The following is a 23,444-nucleotide window of genomic DNA, read 5'->3' on the forward strand; positions in this document are numbered from 1 at the left end:
TGTTTGCAATTGATTCGGTGGACGGAAGTATACTCGCCCGTCCGCGCCCGCCGCCCGCGGCCGGCGAACCGCCTCTCGATTCACCGCATCGACCTTGCCATGACAGCCGCCAAGTTCTTCCTGCGCTACACCCTCGTGCCGTTCGTCGCGATCGTGCTCGTCGTCGTGTGGGCGTTCAACCGCGAGTCGGACGAAATCGACGCGCGCCAGTATGCGGCGCTCGTCGCCGCCTATCCCGGCTTCACGCCGGATCTGCAGAGCGAAGTGAACCGCGCGATGCGCGACGGCAAGCTCGCGAAATCCGATTACTCGTCGATCGTCCGCGATTCGCTCAATCACGGCTACGTGCTCGATTGGTCGTCGCCGGGCGGCGATCTGAACGCCGAGCGCGGCAAGCTGCTCGGCCTCGTGAAGCGCAACGCGCGCTCGTCCGAATGACGGCCGGCGAAGCGCCCGGCAACGCGGCCGGCTCGCGCGAACGTTGACGGGATTCGTCGGCGACGCCCGGTCGCACGGCGCAAGCGCGCCGTGCGGAGCTGATCCGACCCGCGCATCGCATGCCGCGACGATGCGCTCGAAACGTCTGCGTCGCAAATCCGGCGCGCGAAGCCCAGGGGGCCGAAGCCCGAGAATCGAGATTCAACGGCCCAGTGTCGAACTTCCCGGCTCGCTCGAAGTCACGCCGCGATGCTCAGCCGTTGCACGGCGCCGCGCCCGCCATCGCTATCCGACGAATCCGCCGATAAGCCCGACGAGCGCGCCGCCCGCGAGCAGCCACAGCGGATGCACGCGGGTACGGTACGCGAGCGCCGCGACCGCCGCCGTGACGCCCCATTGCAGCGCCGACCGGTTCGACGCCTCGGAGATCAGCACCGCGCTCGCGATGACGAGGCCCGCGGTGACGGGCATCATCCCCTGCTGCACGTAGCGCCGCCACGGCTTGTCCTTGAAGCGCTCCCACGCGTGCAGCGCGGCCATCGTCACGATCGACGACGGCCCGAACTTCGCGAGCGACGACACGAGCAGGCCCGGCCAGCTCGCGACGTGCCAGCCGACGAGCGGCACGATCATCATGTTCGGCCCGGGCGCCGCCTGCGCGAGCGCGAAGAGCGCGGTGAACGCCTGCGCGCTCATCCAGTGATGGACATCGACGACCTGCCGCTGCATCTCGGGCAGGATCGTGTTGCCGCCGCCGAACGCGAGCAGCGACAGCTGGCCGAAAATCACCGCGAGGGAAACGAGCGTGTCGCTCATCGCCGCACTCCCTGCGCGCTTTCGTTCGCGCCGCGCGGGGCGCGCGACGCGAGCCAGATGCTGACGGGCGTCAGCACGAGCATCGTCGGCAGCAACGGCGTGCGCAACACCGCGATCGCGACGAACGCGAGCGCCGCGACGCAAGCGGCCGTGCGCGCGTGGCGCAGCGGCTTCGCCACCTTTATCGCCATCGCGATCAAGAGGCCCGCCGCGGCCGCCGCGAGGCCGCCGAACAGATGATGAACGCCCGGGTTCTGCTGCGTCTTCGCATACAGCACGCCGAGCGCGATGACGACGAGCGTCGGCCCGGCGACGAGGCCGAGCAGGCCGGCGATCGCGCCCGGCACGCCGCGAAACCGCATGCCGACCGCGACCGACAGATTGATCACGTTGCCGCCCGGCAGGAACTGGCAGAGGCCGAGAAGATCGGCGAACTCGTCGGCCGTCAGCCAGCGGCGCTCCTCGACGAGCGCGCGCCGCGCGAACGGCAGCGCGCCGCCGAACGAGATCAGCCCGAGGCCGAGGAAACCGATGAACAGATCGGCGACGCTCACGTCGACCGCATGGCCGCCGTCATCGGGTTCGGAACAGGATTGCATGGGAGTCCTCGCGATTGTCACGAGCCGAGGTTACGCCCGATCGCCGCGGAGTCCAAACGATTTTATCGGCGCGCCTTTGTGATCTAGAATCACAAGCATGGCACGCGATCTCCCACCGTTTCCGGCACTGAAGGCCTTCGAAGCCGCCGCAAGACATGAAAGCTTCAGCGCCGCGGGCGAAGAGCTGCATGTGACCCACGGTGCCATCAGCCGGCAGATTGCCGCGTTCGAGGCGTGGCTCGGCAAGCCGGTGTTCCATCGGCACGGCAAGCGGGTGAAGCTCACCGACGAAGGCCGCCGCTATCTCGCGACCGTCGAGGCGGCGTTCGACAGCATCGCACGCGCAACCGGGCAGTTGCGCGAGACGGGCGCGGCACGCGTGCTGCGCATCAACGCGCTGCCGACGTTCGCGATGAAGTGGCTGCTGCCGCGCCTGTCGCGGTTCCAGCGCGAGGTGCCGAACGTCGAGCTGAAGCTGTCGACCTCGAACGCGCCGCTCGGCTCGCTCGACGCCTTCGACGTCGCGATCCGGCGCGGCCCCGGCCGCTGGCCGAACTGCGCGAGCGGCCGCTTTCTCGACGAAAGCGTGATTCCCGTGTGCAGCCGCGCGCTCCTGAAGCGCGCGCCGATCGCGAGCGCGGACGATCTCGCGCGTCACGTGCTGCTGCATTCGGACACGCGCCCGGACGCGTGGCGCGAGTGGTTCGCCGCGGCGGGCGTGCCGATGAAGGGCCGCAAGAAGCAATCGTTCGATCACTTCTATCTGGCGCTGCAGGCGGCCGTGGACGGCCTCGGCGTCGCGCTCGGGCCGCTGCCCCTCATCGCCGACGAACTCGCGAGCGGCCGGCTCGTGACGCCGCTGCCGGGCCCGCGCATCGCGACGCGCAGCTACTGGTGGATCGCGCCGCGCGAAACGGCGGGCGAGGCGCTCGTCGGGCGGTTCTGCGCGTGGCTCGAAGCGCAGGCGCATGGGGGCTGATGAGCCGCCGGGCGTCGAGCGGGGAAGCGCGGCGTGGCCGAGGGGCGCGCGGCACGCCAATCAGGTGACGGACCAGTCGCGCGACGAAAGTCATGCGATCGCAGCCCCGCCGCATTTCGTGCGCCGCACTTCGACCACCCCGCACCAGGCAATGCAATTCGAGCCGCACGCCAATCGAGGCCGCCCCGCCGCCGCTCACACCATCGGCCCCGGCTCCTTCTCCTTGCGCAGCAGCGCGTATAGGATGATCGCGCCGAACGTCGCGGTGCCGATCCCGCCGAGCGCGAAGCCGCCGAACTTCAGCGAGAAGTCGCCCGCGCCGAGCACGAGCGTGACGGCGGCGACGATCAGATTCCGGTTGTCGGAAAAGTCGACGCGGTTCACGACCCAGATCCGTGCGCCCGTCACCGCGATGAGCCCGAACACGACGATCGACACCCCGCCCAGCACCGGCCCCGGAATCGTCTGAATCACCGCGCCGAACTTCGGCGAGAAGCCGAGTGCGATCGCGATCAGCGCGGCCGCGACGAACACGAGCGTCGAGTAGATCCGCGTCACCGCCATCACGCCGATGTTCTCCGCATACGTCGTCACGCCCGTGCCGCCCATGCTGCCGGAGACGATCGTCGCGAGCCCGTCGCCGACGAACGCGCGGCCGACGTAGCGGTCGAGGTTGCGGCCCGTCATCGCGCTCACCGCCTTGATGTGGCCGAGATTCTCGGCGACGAGGATCACCGCGACGGGCGCGATCAGCAGGATCGCGTGCGGATCGAACACGGGGCGGTGAAACGTCGGCACGCCGAACCAAGCGGCGTTCGCGACGCTCGCGAAATCGATCGGCTTGCCGAGCCCCATGCCGTTGGTGAGCGCCGCATAGATCGCGTACGCGATCAGCACGCCGACGAGAATCAGGAGCCGCTGCAGCATCCCGCGCGCGAACACCGCGACGCCGCCGACGCAAAGCACGGTCACGAGCGCAAGCGTGGAATCGAACGTCGACGCGGACACGCCCTTCACCGCGATCGGCGCGAGATTGAGGCCGATCACCGCGACGATCGAGCCCGTGACGACGGGCGGCATCAGCGCCTCGATCCAGCGCGTGCCGACCGCCGACACGACGACGCCGATCAGCGCATAGGCGACGCCGCACGCGACGATCCCGCCAAGCGCGACGGGGATGTTCGGATTCGCGCCGCTGCCGCCGTAGCCCGTCACCGCGATCACGAGGCCGATGAACGCGAAGCTCGAGCCGAGATAGCTCGGCACGCGGCCGCCGACGAGCGCGAAGAACAGCAACGTGCCGATTCCGGACATCAGGATGCAGAGATTCGGATCGAAGCCCATCAGAAGCGGGGCGAGCACCGTCGAGCCGAACATCGCGACGACGTGCTGCACGCCCATCGCGAACGTCTGCGGCCACGGCAGGCGCTCGTCGGGCGCGACGACGCGGGCCGCGTCGTCGCGCGACGGCGCGCGCCAACGCGGGAAATAGGAATCGGCCATCGCGGAATTCTCCTTGTTGTCTGGATTGAGGCGCGCGCGACGGCGCGTCGAGGCAAAATCACGCGCGAGTGTACGAAGCGGGAATCGCGCTGACAAGCGGCGCGCAAAAACGGCCGCGGCGCGGGATGCGCGCGGACAGGAAACGCAAGGAAGGGGAAAGGAAGCGCATCCGCGCGGAGGTGATGAAAACGGGCCGCGACCGCGGACAGCGAGGGTGACGAAGGAACGCGGCTTGGAAGCCCCGCGCGCGATCTCGCCGGGCGCGCGCCGCCGATTCCGAAAGGCGGCCGGGCCGACAAAGCGCGCCTGGCCGCGGCCGATGGGACTGAGGAGACCGATAAGGCCGATGCAGTCGATACGGCCGGTGCCCCACGCGCGCGACGCAATCGCAACCGCTGCCGCTGCCGCTGCGCACGGCAAGTCACAGCGCACGAAAGCGGTCCCGCTGCGTCCCGTCGGCGCGGTCGCGCCTGCGAAGGCGGCGGCGCCGGCGAAGCCACCGATGCCACCGAAGCCACCGATGCCACCGATGCCGACGGTAAAACGCCCGCCCCGAAAAGCAAAACGGGCGGCAAGAGCCGCCCGCTTGATCACCGCCATGCGTCGTGCACGCGCGGCGCGGCCGCAAACCGCGCCGTCGACGAACCGATCACCCGTCGCCCCGCCCCCGCCTCGCCGGCCGCCCCGCCGCCGAGCGCGAGCCGCGACGCTTACGGATTCAGATACTGGAACAGCGACAGGTTCTGCATCTGCACGAACGCCTTCTGCGCGGCGCTCAGCGAATTCTGCAGTTGCAGGAACTGGCTGATCGCGGCGGGCAGATTCGTGTCGGTCAGGTTCGACAGGCTGTTCGCCGCCTGCAGCGAATTCGTCGACGTCACCGACTGTATCGCCTTCACCTCCTGCATGCGGCCGCCGACCGAGGCCTGCACGGTCAGCACGTTCGTCAGCGTGTTCATCAGCTTCGTCGATGCGGTGGCCATCGCGTTCGAGAGCGCGGTCGACGCGGTCGGGCTGTTGCCGACGGGCGCCTTCAAAGCGGCGATCGCCGTGTCAAGCGTCGCGAATACGTCGGCGCCCGATTGCGGGGCGGGCGTCACCGTGAACTGGTCGCCCGCCGCCGGCGTGCCCGACACCGCGACCGTCTGCCCGCCGAGGTTGATCCCCTGGCCCGACGAGTATGGCTGCGCGGCGCTCGTCGTCGGCGGCTGGACCGTGTTGTCGGTCACCGTATAGGTAGGCGCCGCCGCCGTGCCGCCGAAGGCGATCGTGAACTGGTGCGCGTTGGTCGGATCGGACGGATTCGTGATGCTGACCGCGCCGACCGTGCCCGTGCCCGTGTTGCTCGCGGCCGCGGCCGGCACCGGAAGGCTGCCGAGGAACGGCACCGACAGGAACACGCTCGCGCCGTTGTCGCCCTGCGAGACCGTGTTCGTGTCGGCGATCTGCACGACGCGCGAGCCGTAGTCGCCGCTGTAGTTGACGCCCCCGCCCGCCTTGTTCGCGAACGGCGCGGTCGTCGGCTGGAAGCCCGCGAACACGTAGTTGCCCGCGCCGTCCGTCGTGTTCGCGAGCGTGAGCAGGTGATCGCGCGAACCCTGGAGCTGAGCGGCGAGCGCCGCGCGATCGCTGTCCGACAATCCGCCGTCGCCCGCGTGCATGATCGTCTGATACGCGGCGTTGAGCGCGTCGCTCACGCTCGTGAGCGTCGAGGATTCGGTCTGCAGCGACGTCAGCACCGTCGACTGGTTCGACGTGTACTGCGCGAGCGTCGCCGACGTGGCCGTCAGCTGCACCGCCTGCGCGGCCGCGAGCGGGTTGTCGGCGGGCGTCGTCAGGCTGACGCCGCTCGCCACCTGCTGGTAGAGCTGAGCGATCTGCGCCTGTTGGTCGTTCATCATGCTGACGTTCAGGCTGTAGAGCTGAGAGCTGGAAATGCGCATCGCCGTCTACCTCGTTCAGTTGAACAGACCGAGCACGGTCTGGAACAGCGAGTCCGCCGTCTGGATCACCTTCGCGTTCGCCTGATACAACTGCTGGTACTGCATCAGGTTCGCCGCTTCCTCGTTCTGGTTCACGCCCGACACCGCCTGCTGCTGCGCCGTGATCTGGCCGACGAGCGCCGTCTGCGCGGTGCTCGACGCCTTCAGCTGGCTCGCCGCGTTGCCGATCGCGTTCACGTAGCCCGCGTAGGCGCCCGTCAGCGTGGTCGTGCCGTTGTTCATCGTCTTCGAGCTCACGAGCTGCGACAGCGCGAGCGCGTTGCGGCCGTCGTTCGTGCCCTTGTTCGCGCCGATCGTGAACTGATCGCCGTCCGCGGGCGCGCCCGACAGCGACACGCTCACGCCGTTCATCACGCCGGACGGCGCGGGCTGCGTCGTGCTCGAGATCGTCAGCGACGCGCCGACCGACGCATCGTAAGGCACGGGCGTCGTCGCGCTCGTGATGTTGACCGACGTCGGCGGCGTGCCCGCGATCGTCACCGTCGTGCCGACCGGGAAGCCGGAGAGCGTCTTCGACGACGCGTTGTAGGTGAGCGTCGTCGTGCCGGACGGCAGTTGATAGCCCGCGCTCACCGAGCCCTGCGTGATCGCGCCCGTGCCGCTGTTCGTCGACGTGGCCGCCGCGAGCACCGGCGACGCGGCCGCGATCGCCGAGCCGCTCGAAGTGGCGAGCGCGAAGCCGTCGAGCGCGCCGCGCGTCGGCAGCACGGTGAACGCGTCGCCCGCGGCGGGCGTGGCCGAAAGCGACAGATTCAAGCCGCCGATCGTCATCGTCGGCGGGTTGGTGGTCGGCGTCGCGGTGCCGACGACGCTGCCCGTCGCGCGATCGGTCAGCGTGTACTTCGAGCCGTCGTACGACAGCGAATAGTCGCTCGACGTCGGCTGCGAGCCGTTCGCGAACGACACGGACAGCGTCGCGCCGCCGGTATTGCCCTGATTCGCGTAGACGGTCGGGCCGCCGGCCGTGAACAGGTTGCCGCCCGGATTGCCCGACAGGTCGATGCCGAGCGCGTTCTGCGCATTGACCTGCGACGCGAAGCTGACCGCGAGCGCGCCGAGCTGCGCCTGCGCCGGATCGAGCGTCTGGCTGCGGAACGCGAGCAGGCCGCCCAGCGTGCCGCCCGTCAGTGACACGTCGGGCAGGTACTGCGGGCTGCCCTGCGGATTCGCGCCCGCGACGCCCTGCGACACGATCGTGAGCTCGCTCGGATCGGACTTCGACGCGACCGCGGCCAACTGATAGCTCGCATTGCCGACGACGAGCGGCTGGCCGCCCGAAAGGAACACGCTGTAGCTGCCGCTGCTCTGCACGACCTGCACGCCGGCGAGCTGCGACAGGTTCGACACCGCGAGATCGCGCTGGTCGAGCAGTTGGTTCGGCGGCTGCCCCTGCGCGCTCGCCGACGCGATCTGCTCGTTGAGCTGCGCGATCTGCGCGGTGTAGCTGTTGATCTGCGTGACGGTGTCGGTGAGCTGAGAATTCACGCTCTGCCGCAGTTGCGAATACTGCTGGCCCGCGGCGACGAGCTGGCTCGCGAGCGTCTGCGCGTTGCTGATCGCGGTCTGCCGCGCGGACGGATCGGCCGCGTTGTTCGCGACCGTCTGCAGGCCGGTGAAGTAGTTCGTGATCGCGGTCGAGATGCCGGCCGTCGGGCTGCCGACGTAGTTGTTCAGTTGCGCGACGAGCGAATAGTAGGTCGACAGCGAGCTGCCTTGCGTCTGCGCCGCGTTGAGCTGGTTCGACAGATACTGGCTGTACTGCCGCTGGACCGTCACGGTCGTCACGCCTTGCGGCAAATAGCCGCTGCTCGTGTACTGGCCGCTCGCCTCCGAATACACGGGGCGCTCGACCGAATAACCGGGCGTCGCCGAATTGCTGATGTTCTGACCGGTCGTGGTGATCCCCCAGAGCGCGGCGTTCAGGCCGCTGATCCCGAGGTTCATGAGGGTATTGGACATGCGCGATCCTATGAGCCGGCCGCGCCGCGGCCGCCGGGTTGCGTGGACTCCCGGTATAACGGCCGCGCGTGAGAAAAATTGAGGGAATGCGCGCGCAAAAATGCATGCGGCGCGCCGCGGCCGGCGCGCGGGCGCCGTCGCGATGGCTGCGGGCGTCGCGTGCGGCCTGGCCCGCACGGGCGCGATGGCCGCGCGGCTCAGGCCCGCGCGAGCTGCCGGCGCTTCATCTCGAGCTGCGTGATGAGGCGCTGCAGCGTGTTCTCCGCGCTGCCCGGCAGCGACAGGAAGCGAAAGCCCAGTTGGTAGCGGCGCGTGCCGTTCGGCGCGTCGGTCGAGCGGTGCGACACGAGCTGCAGATCGAGCGACAGCATCCCATGGCCGTTCAGGTTCAATTCGACGTCGGGCAGCGTCGTGCCAAGCTCGAGCGTCGACACGCGCTCGTCGACCGTGCGCAACCCGAGGCCGCCGAGCGACAGGTTGTGCACTTCGAACAGGAAAGTCTCGCCGTCCGGCAGCTTGCCGCGGCACACGTAAGGATCGAGGATCGGCGCGTCGACGCGGAAATATTCGCGGCGCTGCACGCAGTACAGCACGTCGGGGAAATCGGCTTCGAACGCGGGAAGGTTCTCGTAGCGGGTCTCGCGCGGGGTCGCGGTCGAGAATTCGACGCGCACGCCCTCCGGCGCCGCATGAAACACGCAGTCCGGCGCGGCGAGGATGCCCGCGTTCTGGTCGGCGAGCGCGCCCCAGTCGAACACGAAGGTTCGCGCGCCGACGTCGACGTCGAGAATGCGCGTGACAAGCTGACCGCCCTGGTACTGGACGGTCAGGAAATCTCCTCGATTGACGAGATTGCGCAGCTGCACGCCGATCTCGAGCGGATTGCGGCGGCCGTAATCATGGCCGGAATGCGCGGCGGCGCTCGCGGCCTGACTCGTCGACTGTTCGGTATTCATGGCTTGCCGGTATTTTATCTCGATGCGCCTGGCGGACTTCGGGGGCGCGTTATGACCAGGCGCGATCCGCCCGATCGTTGGTCTCTCACGTTTAGCGGCAACAGCAGCGCAAAGTTTAGATCGAAACCCGAGTTTATTTTTTCAGCAAACGTTAAAACCGCGCGAGGCCAGGCCTGGCGCGGTCCGAAATGTACCGAACGGTTGCTCGGCTTGCGTCAGCCGATCTGCTGCATGATCGAAATCAGCTTTTTCGCGTAGTGCGGATCGGTCGCATAGCCGGCCTTCTGCATCCCGTGCGCGAAGCCTTCCGCGCTCTGCCCCGAGTTCAGCACGCCCGCGTAGCGCGGGTTGTTCTTCAACAGGCTCGCGTAGTCGGTCATCGCGTGCTCGTACGAGTCGTACGCGCGAAACTGCGCGACGACGCGGTGCGGCTTGCCGTTCGAATACTCGGTCGTGACGGCCGACACCGTGCGCCCCGTCCAGCCCTTCGTCGCCTTGATGCCGAATACGTTGTAGCTCGATTCGCCGTTCGCGCCGCGGATCTCGCGCTTGCCCCAGCCCGATTCGAGCGCCGCCTGGCCGACGATGAAGCGCGCCGGAATGCCGGTGGCCGCGCTCGCCGCCTGCGCGGCGCCCGCCATCTTCTCGACGAACGCGTCCGCCCGCTCGGAGCCGCCGTTGCCCTTGAGCGGCGGCGTGAGCGCGCTCGCCGCCGAATAGCCGCGCTTGCCCGCGAGCGCGCCGTTGCCGGGCGCCCCGTTCGCGTTCGCATACGCCTTCGCGAGCGCGCTCATCGCGGCCATGCCGCCTTCGCTCTGCGTGTCGGGCGCGACATTCGCGTTGCGCATCAGCTGCTTCGTCAGCGCGTCGGCGACGCCGATTCCCTTCGACGACAGCTGCTGCGCGAGCTGCTGGTCGAGCATCGACGTGTACGTCTTCGTCGAGTTCGAATCGAACGGGCTGTCCGACGGCGTCGCGTCGCGCATGCTCTTGAGCATCATCTGCGTGAACATCGCGTCGAACTGGCCCGCGACCATCTTCACGCCTTCGCGCGGCGTCGCCGCCGCGGCCTTCGAGCGCAGCGCGTCGAACCCTTGAACGTCGAGCGCGAAGCGCTGCGACAGATCGTTCGCTTTCGTGAAAGTCGTCACTTAGATGATCTCCAGATCCGCGCGCAGCGCGCCCGCCGCCTTCATCGCCTGAAGGATCGACATCAGATCCGCGGGCGTCGCGCCGAGCGAGTTGAGCGCCTTCACCACTTCGGCGAGGTTCGCGCCCGCCGTCACCATCCGCAGCGAGCCGTTGTCCTGCTTGAGCTGGATCTGCGACTGCTGCGCGACGACCGTCTGGCCATTCGAGAACGGCCCCGGCTGCGACACGACGGGCTGCGTATTGACGATGACCGACAGATTGCCGTGCGCGACCGCGCAGTTCTGCAGCGTCACCATCTGATTCATCACGATCGAGCCCGTGCGCGCGTTCAGGATCACCTTCGCCGCCGCCTTCTCGGGGCTCACTTCGAGGTTCTGCAGCCGCGCCATGAACGCGACCTGCTGCGCCGAATCGGCGGGCGCCGTCAGCTGGATCGTGCGGCCGTCGAGCGCCGTCGCGGTGCCCGCGCCGAAGCTCGAGTTCACCGCCGACACGATCCGCTGCGCGGTGCCGTAATCCATGTCGTTCAATTGCAGTTGCAGCGTGCCGTTCATCTGCGCGAGCGCGTTCGGCACCGAGCGCTCGACGATCGCGCCGCCCGCGACCCGCCCCGCCGCGAGCTGGTTCACCTGCACGCGGCTGCCGTTCGCCGCCGCGCCCGCGCCGCCCACCGCCATGTTGCCCTGCGCGAGCGCGTACACCTGGCCGTCCGCGCCCTTCAGGGGCGTGAGCAGCAGCGTGCCGCCGCGCAGGCTCTTCGCGTTGCCGAGCGACGACACCGTCACGTCGATCGCCTCGCCCGGCCGCGCGAACGGCGGCAGCGTCGCCGTCACCATCACCGCGGCGACGTTCTTCAGCTGCATGTTCGTCATCGCCGACGAGCCGCCGCCGTTCGCCGCGCCGTTGTTGATCGAGATGCCGAGGTTCGCGAGCATGTTCGCGAGCGTCTGCGTGGTGAACGGCGTCTGCATCGTCTGGTCGCCGGTGCCGTCGAGGCCGACGACGAGGCCGTAGCCGATCAGCGGGTTGTCGCGCACGCCCTGGATCTGCGCGAGATCCTTCAGGCGCTCCGCGCGCGCGGCGACGGGCGCGAATGCGAGCGCGAGCGCGCAGGCGGCGAGCGCGCAGCGCGCCGCCGCGCGGCGATTCGATCGGACGAGAGGGCGCACGACGCGCGCGAGCAAGGTACGCATCGTCTTCACCACGGCGCGATGTTGAGGAAGAAGCGTTGCAGCCAGCCCATCGTCTCGGCTTCGTTGATGTAGCCCTTCGCCGAGTATTCGATCTTCGCGTCCGCGACCTGCGTCGAGTAGACCGAGTTCTGGCCCGAGATCGTGTTCGGATTGACGACGCCCGAGAAGCGCACGAATTCGTTGCCCTGGTTGATGAGCATCTGCTTCTCGCCGCTGACGATGAGGTTGCCGTTCGGCAGCACGTTCGTCACCGTCACGGTGATCGTGCCGTTGAACGTGTTCGCCGCGCTCGCGCCGCCCGTCGCGGTGAACTTGTTCGCGCCCTCCGCCGACAGGTTCGCCTTGTTGAAGAGGCCGCCCAAGAAGCCCGCCGTCGGCACGTCGAAGCTCGTGTTGCCCTGCCGGTTCGTGTTCGCGCCCGACGACTTCGTCGCGTTGATGTTCTCCGCGATCACGATCGTCAGGATGTCGCCGACGTTGCGCGGCCGCTGATCCTCGAAGAGCGGCCGGCCCGCGTAGCCCGGGTTGTAGATCGAGCCGGGCGCCTGCATCGCGGGCGGCATCGGCGGCGGCGCCGACATCGGCTGCTGCGTGATCGGCTCGCGCGGCAGCTGCGCGCAGCCCGCGAGCGCGAGCGCGGCGGCGGCGAGCGCGGCGGCGGCCGGACGGCGCGCGGCCGCGACGCGCGCGCGGCGCGCCGATGGCGGAAGGAAACGAACCTGCTTCATGGCTTCTGACCTGGGGCCCGTTAGCGCGACATCTGCGTGACGGTCTGCAGCATCTGGTCGGACGTCGTCACGGCCTTGCTGTTGATTTCGTACGCGCGCTGCGTCTGGATCATGTTGACGAGCTCCTGAACGACGTTCACGTTCGACGATTCGACATAGCCCTGCTTGAGCGTGCCCGCGCCGTTCAGGCCCGGCTGCGACACGTTCGGCTGCCCCGACGACGTCGTCTCCGCGAACAGGTTCTCGCCCTTCGCGTCGAGGCCGGCCGGGTTGATGAACGTCGCGATCTGGAGCGCGCCGATCTGCACCGCGTTGTTCGAGCCCGGCTGCGTGATCGACACGACGCCGTCGCTGCCGATCGTGAGCGACGTCGCGTTCTGCGGAATCGTGATCGCCGGAATCACCTGATAGCCGCTCGACGTGACGAGCTGGCCCTGCGCGTTGGTCTGGAACGAGCCGTCGCGCGTGTACGCATTCGTGCCGTCCGGCATCAGCACCTGGAAGAAGCCCTGGCCGTTGATCGCGATGTCTTTCGAGCCGCCCGTCTGCTGCAGGCTGCCCTGCGTATACAGCCGCTCGGTCGCGACCTGCTGGACGCCCGTGCCGAGCTGCAGGCCCGACGGCAGCTCGGTCTGCTGCGTCGCGTTCGCGCCCGGCTGGCGGATGGTCTGGTACATCAGGTCCTCGAACACCGCGCGCGAGCCCTTGAAGCCGTTGGTGCTCACGTTCGCGAGGTTGTTCGAGATCACGTCCATCTGCGCCTGTTGCGCATTCATGCCGGTCGCGGCGATGTAAAGGGAACGGTTCACGTGTTGACTCCTTGTCTGGCGCTTCGCGGCGCTCAGCTGAAATTGAGCAGCTGGTTCGCCGCCTGCTCGTTCTGGTCGGCGGACTGGATCAGCTTCGTCTGCAATTCGAACGCGCGCGCGTTGTCGATCATCGACACCATCGCCGCCACCGGATTGACGTTGCTGCCTTCGAGCGAATTCGGCACGACCTTCACGGCCGGATCGGCGTCGGCGGGATTGCCGTCCGCGGTGCGGAACAGGCCGTCGTTGCCGCGCGTCATCGTCGCGGCGTCGGGGTTCACGAGCTTCAGTTGATCGATCATCGCGACGGCGGTCGGCGGATCGCCCGGCATCAGCGCCGACACCGTGCCGTCCGCGCCGATCGTCAGCTGCGCGTTCGGCGGCACCGCGAGCGGGCCGCCGTTGCCGACGACGGGCAAGTTGCTCGCGGTCACGAGCTGCCCGTTCTCGTCCACGTGCAGGTTGCCCGCGCGCGTGTACGCCTCGCTGCCGTCCGGCAGCATCACGGACAGCCAGCCCGGCCCCTGAACCGCGACGTCGAGCGGATTGCCCGTGCGCTCGATCGGGCCCGACGTGAAGTCCGCGCCGGGCGTCGACGACAGCGTGTAGGTGCGCGTCGTCGCCGGATCGACGTTGCCGCTGCCGTCGTCGAAGTTCATCGGCACCGCGCGAAACGTCGCGAGCTGCGCGCGGAACCCCGTCGTCGACGCGTTGGCGAGGTTGTTCGCGACGACGGACTGCTGCTCGAGCGACTGCGTCGCGCCCGTCATCGCCGTATAGATCAGTCGGTCCATGGCTGGCTGTTGTCCGCGAAGGCGATTACAGGTTGATGAGCGTCTGGTCGACGGTCTGCTGCGTCTTGATCGTCTGCGCGTTCGCCTGGTAGTTGCGCTGCGCGGTGATCAAGTCGACGAGCTGGCTCGTCAGGTCGACGTTCGAGTTTTCGAGCGCGCTGCCTTGCAGCGTCCCGTGGTTCGTGCTGCCGGGCGCCGAGATCTGCGGCACGCCCGACGCGGCCGTCTCGACGTACTGGTTGTTGCCGACGTTCGCGAGGCCGTTCGGGTTGTTGAAGTTCGCGAGCACGATCTGGCCGAGCGTCGACGTCTGGCCGTTCGAGTAGTTGCCCGTGACCTTGCCGTCCGTGCCGATCGAGAAGGTCGTCAGCATGCCGCTCGCGAAGCCGTTCTGCGCGAGGTTGTTGATGCCGCTCTTGCCGCCGTACTGCGTCGTGCCGGTGAGGTCGAGCGTCAGGGTCTGCGGGTTCGCCGCGCCCGTCGTCGTCGGGATCGTGAACGAGAACTGGCCGACGTTCGTCGTCGGCGCGCCGCCCGGCACCGTCGTGCCCGTGATCGTGCCGCCCGTGTTGAAGCTGACCGCGCCGAGATCGGTCGGCGTCTGGCCGGACGGGCCCGCGTACGTCTCCCACTGGCCCGACGTCGCGCTCTTCACGAAATACAGGTTGACGTTCTGCGAGCCGCCGAGCGTGTCGAACACCTGCACCGACGTCGTGTAGTTGTAGCTCGTCGGATCGGAATAGTTGAACGGCGTCGTCGTCGGCACCGGATCTTGCGAGTTCAGGTTGAACTGGCCGGTGATCTTCGTCGTCGCGGTCGGCGCGATGTTGGTCGTCGGCGCCTGCAGCGGCACGGTCGCCGCGGTGTTGATCACGCCGTTCGCGTTCGCCGCGTAGCCCATCAGGTTCAGGCCCTGCGAGTTGACGATGTAGCCGTTCTTGTCGCGCTGGAACGTGCCGTCGCGCGAGTACGTGGTCACGCCGTTGTTCGACATCTGGAAGAAGCCGTTGCCGTTGATCGCGACGTTCAGCGACGACGTGCTGGACGAGATCGTGCCCTGGCTGAACTGCTGCTGCACCGACGCGAGCATCGTGCCGATGCCGATCGGGTTGTTCACGGCAGATGCGACCGAATTCGCGTACATGTCGGAAAACTGCGCGGTGCTGCCCTTGAAGCCCACCGTGTTGGCGTTCGCGATGTTGTTGCCGATCACGTCGAGATCGCTCGACGCGCCCGCCAAACCGCTCAAACCCTGTTGATAGCCCATCTCGGTCTCCGTAGCGAAGAAGCTGGATTAGTTGGTGGAAGACGAGGAGCTGCCGTTCGACGCGCTCTTCGTGTTCGGGAAAATCGACGCGACCTGGCTGAAGCCGACCGTCGAGCCGTTCGACAGCACGAGCCCCGGCGTGCCGTCCGCCTGCTTGACGACGCTCAGCACCTGCGCGGACGACAGCGTCGTGGGCGCGTACTGCTTGCCGGACGTGTCGGTGTAGCTCGCGCTGATCGTGTAGGTGCCGTCGGGCAGCGCGTTGCCGGCCGTGTCGGTCGGCGTCCAGTTGAACGGCACCGTGCCCGCCGACTGCGCGCCCGCGTTGATCGTGTTGACGACGACGCCCGACGCGTTCTTCACGGTGATCGTCAGGTTCGACACGGCGCTCGTGAGCTGCACGCCGAACGGCGAGGCCGCGCCGCTCTTGACGGGCACGGTGTTGCCCGGGGCGAGCACGTTCGAGCCGATCAGCATCGCCGCCTGGGTCTGCTGGCCCGCGGTGAGCTGCGACGACAGCGACGTGAGCGCCGTGTTCAGCTGCGCGATGCCGCTCACGGTGTTGATCTGCGCGAGCTGCGACGTCATCTGCGAGCTGTCGACGGGGCTCGTCGGGTCCTGATTCTTGAGTTGCGTGACGAGCAGCGTGAGGAACGTCGTCTGCAGGTCGGCCGCCGACGTCGTCGACAGCGAGCTCGCGACGTTGATGTTCGCGTTCGTGCCGCCGGTGCCGCCGGCGCCGTTCGTACCGTTCGTGCCGCTGGCGTTGCCGGCGCCGCTCGTGCCGCTCGCCGCGTTCGTGCCCGTCGTGCTCGACGATTGGCTGTTCGAGCTCATCGTGTCGAACGGCAGCGGGTTCACGGTGGTGCCGCTGCTGCCGATGGTCGTAAAGGAGGATGTCATCCCGGTTCGCCTTTCTCTGCTATGCGTGTTTCGGTCGATGGAAAGCCGCGCGTCAGCTGCCGATCGTCAGCGTCTTCAGCATCAGCTGCTTCGCGGTGTTGAGCGTCTCGACGTTCGCCTGGTACGAGCGCGACGCGGAAATCATGTTGACCATCTCCTGCACCGGATCGACGTTCGGCATCGTCACGTAGCCGTTCTGGTCGGCGGCGGGGTTCGACGGGTCGTAGGTCGTCTTCATCGGCGACGGATCGTCGATCACCTTGGTCACCTGCACGCCGCCGACGCCCTGGCCCGACGCGGTGCGCGCGCGCCCCATCGGCGCGGTCGCGAACACCACCTGCTTCGCCTTGTAGGGCTTGCCGTCGGGGCCCGTCGCGCTGTCGGCGTTCGCGAGATTCGACGCCGTCACGTTCAGACGCTGCGACTGGGCCGACATCGCGGAACCCGCGACATCGAAAATGTTCATCAACGAAGGCATGCGTACTCCTTATCGCGTTGCGCGCTCATTCAACCGTTTCCCGTGACGCGCGCGACACGCGGGAAAAAGCGCCGAAGCGGCGCGTCACGAACTCGAATTCGACGTGATCGCGGCGATCATCGTCTTGATCTGCTGGGTCATCACCGTCATCCCGGCCTGGTAATGCACCGCGTTGTCGGCGAACTGCACGCGCTCGGTGTCGAGATCGACGGTGTTGCCGTCGAGCGCCGGCTGCTGCGGAATCCGGTACTGCGCGCGGCCGTAGTCGTCGCTCGGGCCGCCCGTCGGAATCAGCTTCACGTTGCCCGCGAGGTGCGCGCCCGACGTCGTCGCCATCGACATCCCGCCCGTCACGCCCGCCGGCTGCGCGAGCGGCAGTTGCGCCGCGTTGCCGGCGCTCGCCGCGCCGTCCTGCTTGAGCGCGCGGGCGAGCGTCGACGAGAAGTTGACGTCGCGCGCGCGGTAGCCGGGGGTGTCGGCGTTCGCGATGTTCGACGACAACAGTTCCTGCCGATATGCGCGCACGTCGAGCGCCTGGCGGCCGAATGCGAATTCGGCATCGAGTTTGTCCAGCATCTGCAAGCCTCCGTCTGAAGATGCGCCGCTCCTTCGCCGCCCGCGATCGACCGCGACGCTCAGTCGCTCGACCACGGGCGGCCAAAGAGGCTTTTTTCCATGAGACGCATGGTAGGCGGGCGACGCAACGGGCAATCGGGCGAATAACCGGCAAAGGGCCCCTCTATTCGCGGTTTGCCGGCGCTCGCCCATCCCTAGAATGCAACCCGTACCAAACGGTTTCGAGGAGGGCGCGATGACGACTGACGCAGGCCGCGCGACGCGCACGCGCTTCGCGGCGGCGCTCGCGCTGGCGGGCTGGATGTGCGGCGCGCTCGCGCAACAGGCGGGCGACGGCGGGATGATCGTGATTCCCGGGCGCGGCGAATCGGCGGAGACGGCGCTCGCGAACGCGGCGAACGCCGCGGGGGCCGGCACGCCGGGCGCGGCCGGCCGGAACGGAACGGGCCATGCGGCGGGCACAGGCGCGTGGAACGCGCAGGCCGCCGCCCAGGCGGCCGCCGTGTGGGCCGGCCGGACCGGCGCGGGATCGGACGATCCTGCCCGCCCCGCGACGGCAGCCGAACGAAACGACGGCCCGATCGTGATCGAACCGGGCCCGGCCGCATCGAGCGACCGGATCGCGGCACCGCCCGCCGTCGGGTGGAGCAGGCAAGCGAATGCGGCCGCGCCGGCAGGCGCGCGCAATGGGGGCGCGAATTCCGGGGGCGCGGACTCCGCATCGCCGACGGCCGGATCGAATCCTTCGGCAGGCACGGTGTCAGCGAGAGCCGGATGGCCCCCTCCGGGCGGCGCGAACGCGCCCATCCCCGCGAATCGGAACAACCCGGCGGCAAGCGTCGCCGCCGGCGCCAATCCCGCATTCCGCGCGGGCGCCGCGCCGCGCGCGCCGGCCGATGCGCAGCAGGTCGCGACGGTCGTCGCACGGGACGCGGGCGCGTCCGCCGGCCAGCCCGCCAACGCGCAGGCAACCGCCCAGCCGTGGCAGGCGCGGCGCGCGCAAGCCGCAGCCGCCACGCGAAGCGGCGTGCTTCCCGTGTCGTTGCGCGCGGAGCCCGCGCCGCGCGCGCTGCCGGCCCGTCCCGCGCCGCTTCGCACGGCGGCGTCCGCCGCGTCGGCCGCCGGCGCGCAAACCCCGGCCGCGCCGGCCGCCGCGGCCCCGGTTGCGATTCCGGCCCCGATTCCGGTTCCGGCCGGCCAGCAGGACGGAGAAACGATCCGCCGCGCGGCGCTCGCGTTCCTGCAACAGCAGGCGGCGGGCCTGCCCGGCAAGACCACCATCACGGTCGCGCCAGCGTTCCCGCGCGGCCTCGCCGCATGCACGACGCTCGAGCCGTTCCTGCCGTCGGGCGCGCGCCTGTGGGGCCGCACGACGGTCGGCGTGCGCTGCGCGGGCGAGCGTCCGTGGACGATCTACCTGCAGGCGAAACTCGCCGTCCAGGCGACCTATTACATCGCGGCGCGCCAGATCGCGCCCGGCGAAACGCTGTCCGCCGCCGATCTCGTCGCGCGCGACGGCGACCTGACGACGCTGCCGCTCGCCGTGATCACCGATCCTCAGCAGGCGGTCGGCGCGACCGCGCTCACGCGCGTCGCGGCCGGGCTGCCGCTGCGCCAGGATCTGCTGAAGAGCGCGGCGTCGGTGTCGATCGGGCAGACGGTGCGGGTCGTCGCGTCGGGGCAGGGATTCACGATTTCGGCCGACGGCAGCGTGCTCAACAACGCGGCGCCCGGCCAGCAGGTGCGGGTGCGGATGGCGGCGGGCCAGATCGTCACGGCGATCGTCAAGGACGCCGCGACGGTCGAGATCCCCCTCTAAGATTGCAAACTTTCGTTGATTCAGGGATTTACCGAAAAACGGGTGCTAAAGTTCGGGCCGGCCTTGCCGTTATCGTGGTCAAACCCGTACAGGAAACACCATCGTGAAAGTCGATTCCACCACTACTTCGAACGCCCGCACGCTGTCGAACGCCAGTGCGGGCACGGCTCGCACGCAAGCCGGCCAGCCGGCCGCGGCTCAGGCGCCTGCCGGCGCCGCGAGCGCGCCGACGGGCGGGGATGCGAACGTGAGCCTGTCCGGCCTGTCGTCGACGCTGCGCGGCCTGGCCGCCTCGGGCAGCGCCGACATCGATACCGCGCAGGTCGAGGCGATCCGGGACGCGATCAAGAACGGCACGCTGTCGATCGACACGGGCAAGATCGCCGACGGAATCCTGCAGACCGCCCGCGATTTGCTGAAGCAGCCGCCGCAAACGGGCAACAGCTGAGCCGGCTTCGCGGCCGGACGACGGAATGCGTAACACGGCGCACGGACGGTCCGCGCGCCGCCAAGTCGAGCCAAACGAGATGAGAGACGAACTGCTGGCCACGGTCAACGACGAGCACGCGACGATCGAAGCGTTCGCGTCCCTGCTCGCCTACGAGGAAAAGGCGCTGACGACGGCATCGCCGATCGACGCGCTGCCGGGCATCGTCGACAGGAAAACCGAGCTGATCGAAAAGCTCGCGCAGCTCGAACGCCAGCGCGACACGCTGCTCGCGTCGCGCGGCCTGCCGGCCGGCAAGAAAGGAATGGATCGCGCGGCCGAAACCGACGCGCGCCTCGCGAACGGCTGGCAGTTGCTGCAGCAATCGGCCGAGCGCGCGCGCCACGCGAACGCGATCAACGGAATGCTGATCCGCATTCGGATGGACTACAACGAACGCACGCTCTCCGTGCTGCGCGCCGCGCCGCAGCGCAACGGCTTTTACGGGCCGGACGGCCGCGTCGCGACGGCCGCGCCCTAAATACGCCCCTCGATCGCCGGGCGCGGCTCGCGCGTCGGCACGGGCTCTCGAAGCAAGCCGAGCCGGCGTCGATCGTACTCATTCGCGACGATCGATATCGCGAATCGGCTTCATTCGCGCCGCCTGCCGGCGCCTTCGTCGGCCCCGCTCATCCCTCGGACGCCACAAGCTGACTCGCGCGCGAGCGCCGGACGATGGCTGTCCCGAGCGCGGCGGAATGCGCGTGAATCGTTGCCCTGCCCGGCGCCCCATGTTCCCGTCGCCCGATTGCCCCGAATCCGGCGACGCGCATCGCCCCGACTTTTCCTCCCCTGACTCATTACGCGTGAACGACTTGGCGGCTCCGGCGTCGCCCGTTTGCACGCGTCGCAAACCGGGATTCGACCGGGCTCCGCTTCCCGCGCCGGAATCGAGCGGGGAACCCGAGGCCGCCTGCCTCTGCCTCTGCCGTTGCCGTTGCCGTTGCCGTTGCGGTTGCGGTTGCGGTTGCGGTTGCCGTTGCGGTTGCCATTGCGGTTGCCGTTGCGGTTGCCGCCACCGCACCGCGACCACCGCCGCCGCCACCGCCACCGCTGCCACCGCCACCGCCGCTGCCGCTGCCGCTGCCGCTGCCGCCGCAAACCATCACATCGCATGACGCTGCGTCGAAGCAAGACGTCCCGGCCGCCAGTTCACGCATCGTCCGCGCCGCCGGCCATCGAAGCGGCATCCGAGACCACCCGAGACTTCTTATCCGGCCGGCGGCGCCCTTTCACATCCGCCCGAATCCAATCGGAACTTCCCCCGCAAATCGGCGCTTTTTCCGCACGCCGCAATTCGCTCCACGACGTAAATCGAGGCCGACACGGCGAATTCGCTGATCCGCGCGGCCCGTTCATTCGGCCGATTACGACCGCTTTTCCGATTCGGCGCCGCGTTTTCCGTAGATCGCGCCAATTGCGCCCACGGTTGCTTTCCTAAGATGTTTTCACGGACCTACCAAGCGACGCAGGGTTCGTACCGAAAACACATCCCGCCGAAAGGCAGCTTCATGTTCATCAAGGAGCAACCATGGCATTTCCGACCAGCGTCAACGACCAGATCACCGATTCCGTCACCCAGGCCAATACCAAGGTATTGGGCGATGCGCCGGCGATCGCGATGGGCAACCTCTATCAGGCCACGGCGCAAGCGCTCGCCAATACCGCCCACAACGCCACCAACGCTCAGCAGCAAAGCTACGTCACCACTCAAGCCGCCACCACGATGGGCGTGGCGACGCTGTACTCGCTCGACACCGCCGCCACCGGCGTATCGACCAAGGACATCCTGAGCACCGGCGTTCGCGGCCTCGGCAGCTGATCGCCCAAGCCTAATTCATTGAGGAGCCCGACATGGCTTTTCCGACCAGCGTCAATGACCAGATCACCGATTCCGTCACCCAGGCCAACACCAAAGTGCTGGGCGACGCGCCGGCCATCGCGATGGGCAACCTGTACCAGGCTACGGCGCAAGCCTTGGCCAACGCGGCGCACAACGCGACCTACGCGCAGCAACAGAGCTACGTCACGGCGCAAGCCGCCACCACGATGGGCGTCGCGACGCTGTATTCGCTCGACACGGCCACGACCGGGATCGCCACCACCAAGATCCTCGGCACTTGAGGACTGCCGGCGACCGTTGACACCAAGGAGTTGAGCACATGGCCTTTCCCACCGCCGTCAACAACCAGGTTACCGATTCGGTGACCCAGGCGAACACCCAGGTGCTGGGGGTGTCTGCGTCCATTGCGATGGGCAACCTGTACCAGGCCACGGCGCAGGCCTTGGCCAACGCGGCACACAACGCGACCCTGGCGCAACAGCAGATGTACGTCACGGCGCAGGCTGCGACCACGATGGGCGTCGCGCTGCTGTACTCGTTGGATACCGGCAGTACGGCAATGGCGACCAAGAAGATCCTCGGCTGAGGGTCCTGCGTCGATCACCACGCCTCGTCATCCATATATTAAGGAGTATGAATCATGGCATTTCCCACTTCAGTCAACAGCCAGATCACCGATTCGGTCTCGCAAGTCAACACGAAGGTACTGGGCGACGCGCCATCCGTCGCGATGGGCAACCTGTACGTGGCGACGAGCCAGGCGCTGTCGAACGCCGCCCACAACGCCACGAACAATCAGCAGCAATCGTACGTGACGATGCAGGCGTCCACCACGCAGGCCGTGTCCACGCTGCTGACGGTGGAAACGGGCACCACGGGCGCCGCCACCGCGGAAATCCTCGGCCTGAAATAACCACGCGTGACGCCCGCGGCCGACGCACCGGGGTACGCGGGCGCCGCGCGCGCCAGCCATCGAGTATTCCGCTGAACCGGTCTGCGCGATGCCCGAGCTCGCCGTAGGTCAAACGGCCGCAGTCGCGATGGCAATGACCTATCTCGCGATGGCCGACAGCCTCGGCATCGCGATGAGCAATGCCGTCGCCAATCAGCAGCGAGGCCAGGTCATCGCCGGCGCGGCCACGACTCAGGTTCTCGCCTTGATCATCGCAAAGGGAAGCCAACAGGGAAGCTAACCGTCATGAGCACCGATGACAGCTCCGTCAACAGTCAAATCGTCGACGCCGTCAGCAACGTCGTCACGCTGACGACCGGCCAAGCGCCGTCACAAGCGTTCGGCATGCTCGACGCCGTCTTGCTGGAGACGCTCGGCATGGCAATGCACAACGCGGTGAGCCGCCAGCAAAGCGCAGGCATGATCAATTCGGCCGCGCTGACGGCCGCGTGCGCGAAGATCCTCGCCGTGCCGTTCCCGGTCCCGCCGCCGCCTCCGCCGCCCGCGCCGACGCCGCCGCCCGACGTGCATCCGCTGCCGGGCCCCGACGAATCATTGTCGCCCGTTTCCGTCGTGGAGGCGGCCGTCAAGGAAGGCGAGACCGCGTTCGGTGAAGCCAAGGCCGCCCTCGACGAGCTGAAGGTATCGGCCGACACGGCCGCGCAGGACGCGGGCGACGCCGAGTATGCGCTGGATCAGTTCGCACAATCGGTCACGGCGGCCCTATCGAAGCCCGGCGGCGACACGCCGATCCACGGCGGATCGAGCAGCAAGAGCTGACGGGGTTCATGCGGATCGCTGAACAATTCAATACACCGAAGGAAATGTCATGGACCCCTCGAAGGTGAACTCTCAAGTCATCGACGTGATCAACCAGAGCCAACTCGCGACGATGAGCCCGCAGGTGGTGCTGACGAGCGGCGCGGGCAAGGCCTACCAGTCGGTCGCCCAATCGACCGCGCTCGCGGTACAGGACGCGACCGACGCGCTGCGCAACATCACCACGATCGCGACGACGGCCGCCGGCGTGGCGATGGCGCAGTTCCTCGCCACCGGCAAGCCGCAATACGCGGCGGCGCTCACCCAGGCGCAGGACATGATGAAGTCCGCGACCGACGACTACGCGAAGATCGGCACGGTCGCCGCGACCGTGCTCAAGGGCTTCCCGGCGGGCTGAAGCGGACGGTATG

Annotated in this window: 27 protein-coding genes; 12 read left to right on the forward strand and 15 right to left on the reverse strand. The window is 68.3% G+C overall.

Annotated elements, in window-relative coordinates; translation table 11 throughout:
• The first annotated feature begins 99 nt into the window (after window positions 1-99).
• On the forward strand, window positions 100-438 hold the full coding sequence (locus WT60_RS19070; RefSeq protein ID WP_060355814.1) for a hypothetical protein: 339 nt from the start codon (window positions 100-102) through the stop codon (window positions 436-438).
• A 285-nt stretch (window positions 439-723) separates the two neighbouring features.
• Here WT60_RS19070 and WT60_RS19075 read toward each other — a convergent pair whose 3' ends face one another.
• Complete coding sequence (locus WT60_RS19075; protein WP_059578263.1) at window positions 724-1,254, reverse strand: chromate transporter; 531 nt, start codon at window positions 1,252-1,254, stop codon at window positions 724-726.
• Window positions 1,251-1,853 carry a chromate transporter gene (locus WT60_RS19080; protein WP_060355813.1) on the reverse strand — a complete coding sequence of 201 codons (603 nt, stop codon included), beginning with the start codon at window positions 1,851-1,853 and terminating at the stop codon, window positions 1,251-1,253. The genes WT60_RS19075 and WT60_RS19080 overlap by 4 nt, the downstream gene beginning before the upstream one ends.
• A gap of 97 nt (window positions 1,854-1,950) precedes the next feature.
• Here WT60_RS19080 and WT60_RS19085 point away from each other — a divergent pair, with 97 nt between their 5' ends.
• Window positions 1,951-2,832, forward strand: coding sequence for a transcriptional regulator GcvA (locus tag WT60_RS19085; RefSeq protein WP_060355812.1), 882 nt, complete (start codon window positions 1,951-1,953; stop codon window positions 2,830-2,832).
• Window positions 2,833-3,027: 195 nt separating this feature from the next.
• Here the strand turns inward: WT60_RS19085 and WT60_RS19090 are convergent, their stop codons facing one another.
• The 13 genes from WT60_RS19090 to flgB all read right to left on the reverse strand — a co-directional run bounded on the left by WT60_RS19090 (window position 3,028) and on the right by flgB (window position 17,153).
• Window positions 3,028-4,335: a solute carrier family 23 protein gene (locus tag WT60_RS19090; protein WP_060355811.1), complete on the reverse strand. Its 1,308-nt coding sequence runs from the start codon at window positions 4,333-4,335 to the stop codon at window positions 3,028-3,030.
• A gap of 710 nt (window positions 4,336-5,045) precedes the next feature.
• The gene (gene flgL / locus WT60_RS19095) at window positions 5,046-6,278 is read right to left on the reverse strand and encodes a flagellar hook-associated protein FlgL (protein WP_038748397.1); all 1,233 of its coding nucleotides are present in this window, start codon (window positions 6,276-6,278) and stop codon (window positions 5,046-5,048) included.
• Between the two features lie 15 nt (window positions 6,279-6,293).
• Window positions 6,294-8,297 (reverse strand): flagellar hook-associated protein FlgK, encoded by a 2,004-nt coding sequence (flgK, locus tag WT60_RS19100; RefSeq protein WP_059578216.1) that lies wholly within the window; start codon window positions 8,295-8,297, stop codon window positions 6,294-6,296.
• A gap of 197 nt (window positions 8,298-8,494) precedes the next feature.
• A complete protein-coding gene (locus WT60_RS19105) occupies window positions 8,495-9,253 on the reverse strand; it encodes a flagellar brake protein (RefSeq protein WP_038748403.1) in 759 nt (252 codons plus the stop codon).
• Window positions 9,254-9,468: 215 nt separating this feature from the next.
• On the reverse strand, window positions 9,469-10,404 hold the full coding sequence (gene flgJ, locus WT60_RS19110) for a flagellar assembly peptidoglycan hydrolase FlgJ (protein ID WP_059643274.1): 936 nt from the start codon (window positions 10,402-10,404) through the stop codon (window positions 9,469-9,471).
• Entirely contained in the window at window positions 10,405-11,598 is a 1,194-nt protein-coding gene (locus tag WT60_RS19115; RefSeq protein ID WP_052145091.1) for a flagellar basal body P-ring protein FlgI, read from the reverse strand. It abuts the gene before it with no gap.
• Window positions 11,599-11,603: 5 nt separating this feature from the next.
• Complete coding sequence (gene flgH, locus WT60_RS19120; protein WP_038748409.1) at window positions 11,604-12,326, reverse strand: flagellar basal body L-ring protein FlgH; 723 nt, start codon at window positions 12,324-12,326, stop codon at window positions 11,604-11,606.
• 20 nt (window positions 12,327-12,346) lie between these two features.
• Complete coding sequence (gene flgG, locus WT60_RS19125) at window positions 12,347-13,135, reverse strand: flagellar basal-body rod protein FlgG (protein ID WP_038748411.1); 789 nt, start codon at window positions 13,133-13,135, stop codon at window positions 12,347-12,349.
• 32 nt (window positions 13,136-13,167) lie between these two features.
• Window positions 13,168-13,929: a flagellar basal-body rod protein FlgF gene (gene flgF, locus WT60_RS19130; RefSeq protein ID WP_038748414.1), complete on the reverse strand. Its 762-nt coding sequence runs from the start codon at window positions 13,927-13,929 to the stop codon at window positions 13,168-13,170.
• A 25-nt stretch (window positions 13,930-13,954) separates the two neighbouring features.
• On the reverse strand, window positions 13,955-15,196 hold the full coding sequence (flgE, locus tag WT60_RS19135; protein WP_038748416.1) for a flagellar hook protein FlgE: 1,242 nt from the start codon (window positions 15,194-15,196) through the stop codon (window positions 13,955-13,957).
• Between the two features lie 27 nt (window positions 15,197-15,223).
• Window positions 15,224-16,099, reverse strand: a complete 876-nt coding sequence (gene flgD / locus WT60_RS19140; RefSeq protein WP_059578202.1) for a flagellar hook assembly protein FlgD — start codon at window positions 16,097-16,099, stop codon at window positions 15,224-15,226.
• Window positions 16,100-16,151: 52 nt separating this feature from the next.
• The gene (flgC, locus tag WT60_RS19145; protein ID WP_038748420.1) at window positions 16,152-16,577 is read right to left on the reverse strand and encodes a flagellar basal body rod protein FlgC; all 426 of its coding nucleotides are present in this window, start codon (window positions 16,575-16,577) and stop codon (window positions 16,152-16,154) included.
• 84 nt (window positions 16,578-16,661) lie between these two features.
• The gene (gene flgB / locus WT60_RS19150) at window positions 16,662-17,153 is read right to left on the reverse strand and encodes a flagellar basal body rod protein FlgB (RefSeq protein WP_038748422.1); all 492 of its coding nucleotides are present in this window, start codon (window positions 17,151-17,153) and stop codon (window positions 16,662-16,664) included.
• A gap of 235 nt (window positions 17,154-17,388) precedes the next feature.
• Here flgB and flgA point away from each other — a divergent pair, with 235 nt between their 5' ends.
• The 10 genes from flgA (at window position 17,389) to WT60_RS19210 (ending at window position 23,431) form a co-directional block, all read left to right on the forward strand.
• Entirely contained in the window at window positions 17,389-18,972 is a 1,584-nt protein-coding gene (flgA, locus tag WT60_RS34565; protein ID WP_060355810.1) for a flagellar basal body P-ring formation chaperone FlgA, read from the forward strand.
• 103 nt (window positions 18,973-19,075) lie between these two features.
• Window positions 19,076-19,420 carry a flagellar biosynthesis anti-sigma factor FlgM gene (gene flgM, locus WT60_RS19165; RefSeq protein ID WP_038748426.1) on the forward strand — a complete coding sequence of 115 codons (345 nt, stop codon included), beginning with the start codon at window positions 19,076-19,078 and terminating at the stop codon, window positions 19,418-19,420.
• A 25-nt stretch (window positions 19,421-19,445) separates the two neighbouring features.
• Window positions 19,446-19,940 (forward strand): flagellar protein FlgN, encoded by a 495-nt coding sequence (locus WT60_RS19170; protein ID WP_161788665.1) that lies wholly within the window; start codon window positions 19,446-19,448, stop codon window positions 19,938-19,940.
• A 1,050-nt stretch (window positions 19,941-20,990) separates the two neighbouring features.
• The gene (locus WT60_RS19180; protein ID WP_006024230.1) at window positions 20,991-21,281 is read left to right on the forward strand and encodes a RebB family R body protein; all 291 of its coding nucleotides are present in this window, start codon (window positions 20,991-20,993) and stop codon (window positions 21,279-21,281) included.
• Window positions 21,282-21,313: 32 nt separating this feature from the next.
• On the forward strand, window positions 21,314-21,583 hold the full coding sequence (locus WT60_RS19185; RefSeq protein ID WP_006024229.1) for a RebB family R body protein: 270 nt from the start codon (window positions 21,314-21,316) through the stop codon (window positions 21,581-21,583).
• Between the two features lie 38 nt (window positions 21,584-21,621).
• The gene (locus tag WT60_RS19190; RefSeq protein WP_038748430.1) at window positions 21,622-21,888 is read left to right on the forward strand and encodes a RebB family R body protein; all 267 of its coding nucleotides are present in this window, start codon (window positions 21,622-21,624) and stop codon (window positions 21,886-21,888) included.
• Window positions 21,889-21,942: 54 nt separating this feature from the next.
• Window positions 21,943-22,215, forward strand: a complete 273-nt coding sequence (locus tag WT60_RS19195) for a RebB family R body protein (protein ID WP_006024227.1) — start codon at window positions 21,943-21,945, stop codon at window positions 22,213-22,215.
• Between the two features lie 127 nt (window positions 22,216-22,342).
• On the forward strand, window positions 22,343-22,495 hold the full coding sequence (locus WT60_RS19200) for a RebB family R body protein (protein ID WP_231752771.1): 153 nt from the start codon (window positions 22,343-22,345) through the stop codon (window positions 22,493-22,495).
• A gap of 5 nt (window positions 22,496-22,500) precedes the next feature.
• Entirely contained in the window at window positions 22,501-23,034 is a 534-nt protein-coding gene (locus WT60_RS19205) for a RebB family R body protein (protein ID WP_060355809.1), read from the forward strand.
• 49 nt (window positions 23,035-23,083) lie between these two features.
• Complete coding sequence (locus WT60_RS19210; protein ID WP_038748436.1) at window positions 23,084-23,431, forward strand: hypothetical protein; 348 nt, start codon at window positions 23,084-23,086, stop codon at window positions 23,429-23,431.
• Window positions 23,432-23,444: the final 13 nt, after the last annotated feature.

Origin of the sequence: Burkholderia sp. MSMB617WGS, from assembly GCF_001532025.2 — a bacterium.
GTDB classification, from domain to species: Bacteria; Pseudomonadota; Gammaproteobacteria; order Burkholderiales; family Burkholderiaceae; genus Burkholderia; species Burkholderia savannae.

Bases quoted from the DNA above. Each gene is read 5' to 3' on its own strand.
- WT60_RS19180 (WP_006024230.1), top strand. From the start codon at position 20,991: ATGGCATTTCCGACCAGCGTCAACGACCAGATCACCGATTCCGTCACC.
- WT60_RS19070 (WP_060355814.1), top strand. From the start codon at position 100: ATGACAGCCGCCAAGTTCTTCCTGCGCTACACCCTCGTGCCGTTCGTC.
- WT60_RS19085 (WP_060355812.1), top strand. From the start codon at position 1,951: ATGGCACGCGATCTCCCACCGTTTCCGGCACTGAAGGCCTTCGAAGCC.
- WT60_RS19090 (WP_060355811.1), bottom strand. From the start codon at position 4,335: ATGGCCGATTCCTATTTCCCGCGTTGGCGCGCGCCGTCGCGCGACGAC.
- flgC (WP_038748420.1), bottom strand. From the start codon at position 16,577: ATGCCTTCGTTGATGAACATTTTCGATGTCGCGGGTTCCGCGATGTCG.
- WT60_RS19205 (WP_060355809.1), top strand. From the start codon at position 22,501: ATGAGCACCGATGACAGCTCCGTCAACAGTCAAATCGTCGACGCCGTC.
- WT60_RS19185 (WP_006024229.1), top strand. From the start codon at position 21,314: ATGGCTTTTCCGACCAGCGTCAATGACCAGATCACCGATTCCGTCACC.
- WT60_RS19190 (WP_038748430.1), top strand. From the start codon at position 21,622: ATGGCCTTTCCCACCGCCGTCAACAACCAGGTTACCGATTCGGTGACC.
- WT60_RS19195 (WP_006024227.1), top strand. From the start codon at position 21,943: ATGGCATTTCCCACTTCAGTCAACAGCCAGATCACCGATTCGGTCTCG.
- flgD (WP_059578202.1), bottom strand. From the start codon at position 16,099: ATGACATCCTCCTTTACGACCATCGGCAGCAGCGGCACCACCGTGAAC.
- flgK (WP_059578216.1), bottom strand. From the start codon at position 8,297: ATGTCCAATACCCTCATGAACCTCGGGATCAGCGGCCTGAACGCCGCG.
- WT60_RS19075 (WP_059578263.1), bottom strand. From the start codon at position 1,254: ATGAGCGACACGCTCGTTTCCCTCGCGGTGATTTTCGGCCAGCTGTCG.
- WT60_RS19170 (WP_161788665.1), top strand. From the start codon at position 19,446: ATGCGTAACACGGCGCACGGACGGTCCGCGCGCCGCCAAGTCGAGCCA.
- WT60_RS19115 (WP_052145091.1), bottom strand. From the start codon at position 11,598: ATGCGTACCTTGCTCGCGCGCGTCGTGCGCCCTCTCGTCCGATCGAAT.
- WT60_RS19200 (WP_231752771.1), top strand. From the start codon at position 22,343: ATGGCAATGACCTATCTCGCGATGGCCGACAGCCTCGGCATCGCGATG.
- flgB (WP_038748422.1), bottom strand. From the start codon at position 17,153: ATGCTGGACAAACTCGATGCCGAATTCGCATTCGGCCGCCAGGCGCTC.
- WT60_RS19080 (WP_060355813.1), bottom strand. From the start codon at position 1,853: ATGCAATCCTGTTCCGAACCCGATGACGGCGGCCATGCGGTCGACGTG.
- flgF (WP_038748414.1), bottom strand. From the start codon at position 13,929: ATGGACCGACTGATCTATACGGCGATGACGGGCGCGACGCAGTCGCTC.
- WT60_RS19105 (WP_038748403.1), bottom strand. From the start codon at position 9,253: ATGAATACCGAACAGTCGACGAGTCAGGCCGCGAGCGCCGCCGCGCAT.
- flgE (WP_038748416.1), bottom strand. From the start codon at position 15,196: ATGGGCTATCAACAGGGTTTGAGCGGTTTGGCGGGCGCGTCGAGCGAT.
- flgH (WP_038748409.1), bottom strand. From the start codon at position 12,326: ATGAAGCAGGTTCGTTTCCTTCCGCCATCGGCGCGCCGCGCGCGCGTC.
- flgL (WP_038748397.1), bottom strand. From the start codon at position 6,278: ATGCGCATTTCCAGCTCTCAGCTCTACAGCCTGAACGTCAGCATGATG.
- flgA (WP_060355810.1), top strand. From the start codon at position 17,389: ATGACGACTGACGCAGGCCGCGCGACGCGCACGCGCTTCGCGGCGGCG.
- WT60_RS19210 (WP_038748436.1), top strand. From the start codon at position 23,084: ATGGACCCCTCGAAGGTGAACTCTCAAGTCATCGACGTGATCAACCAG.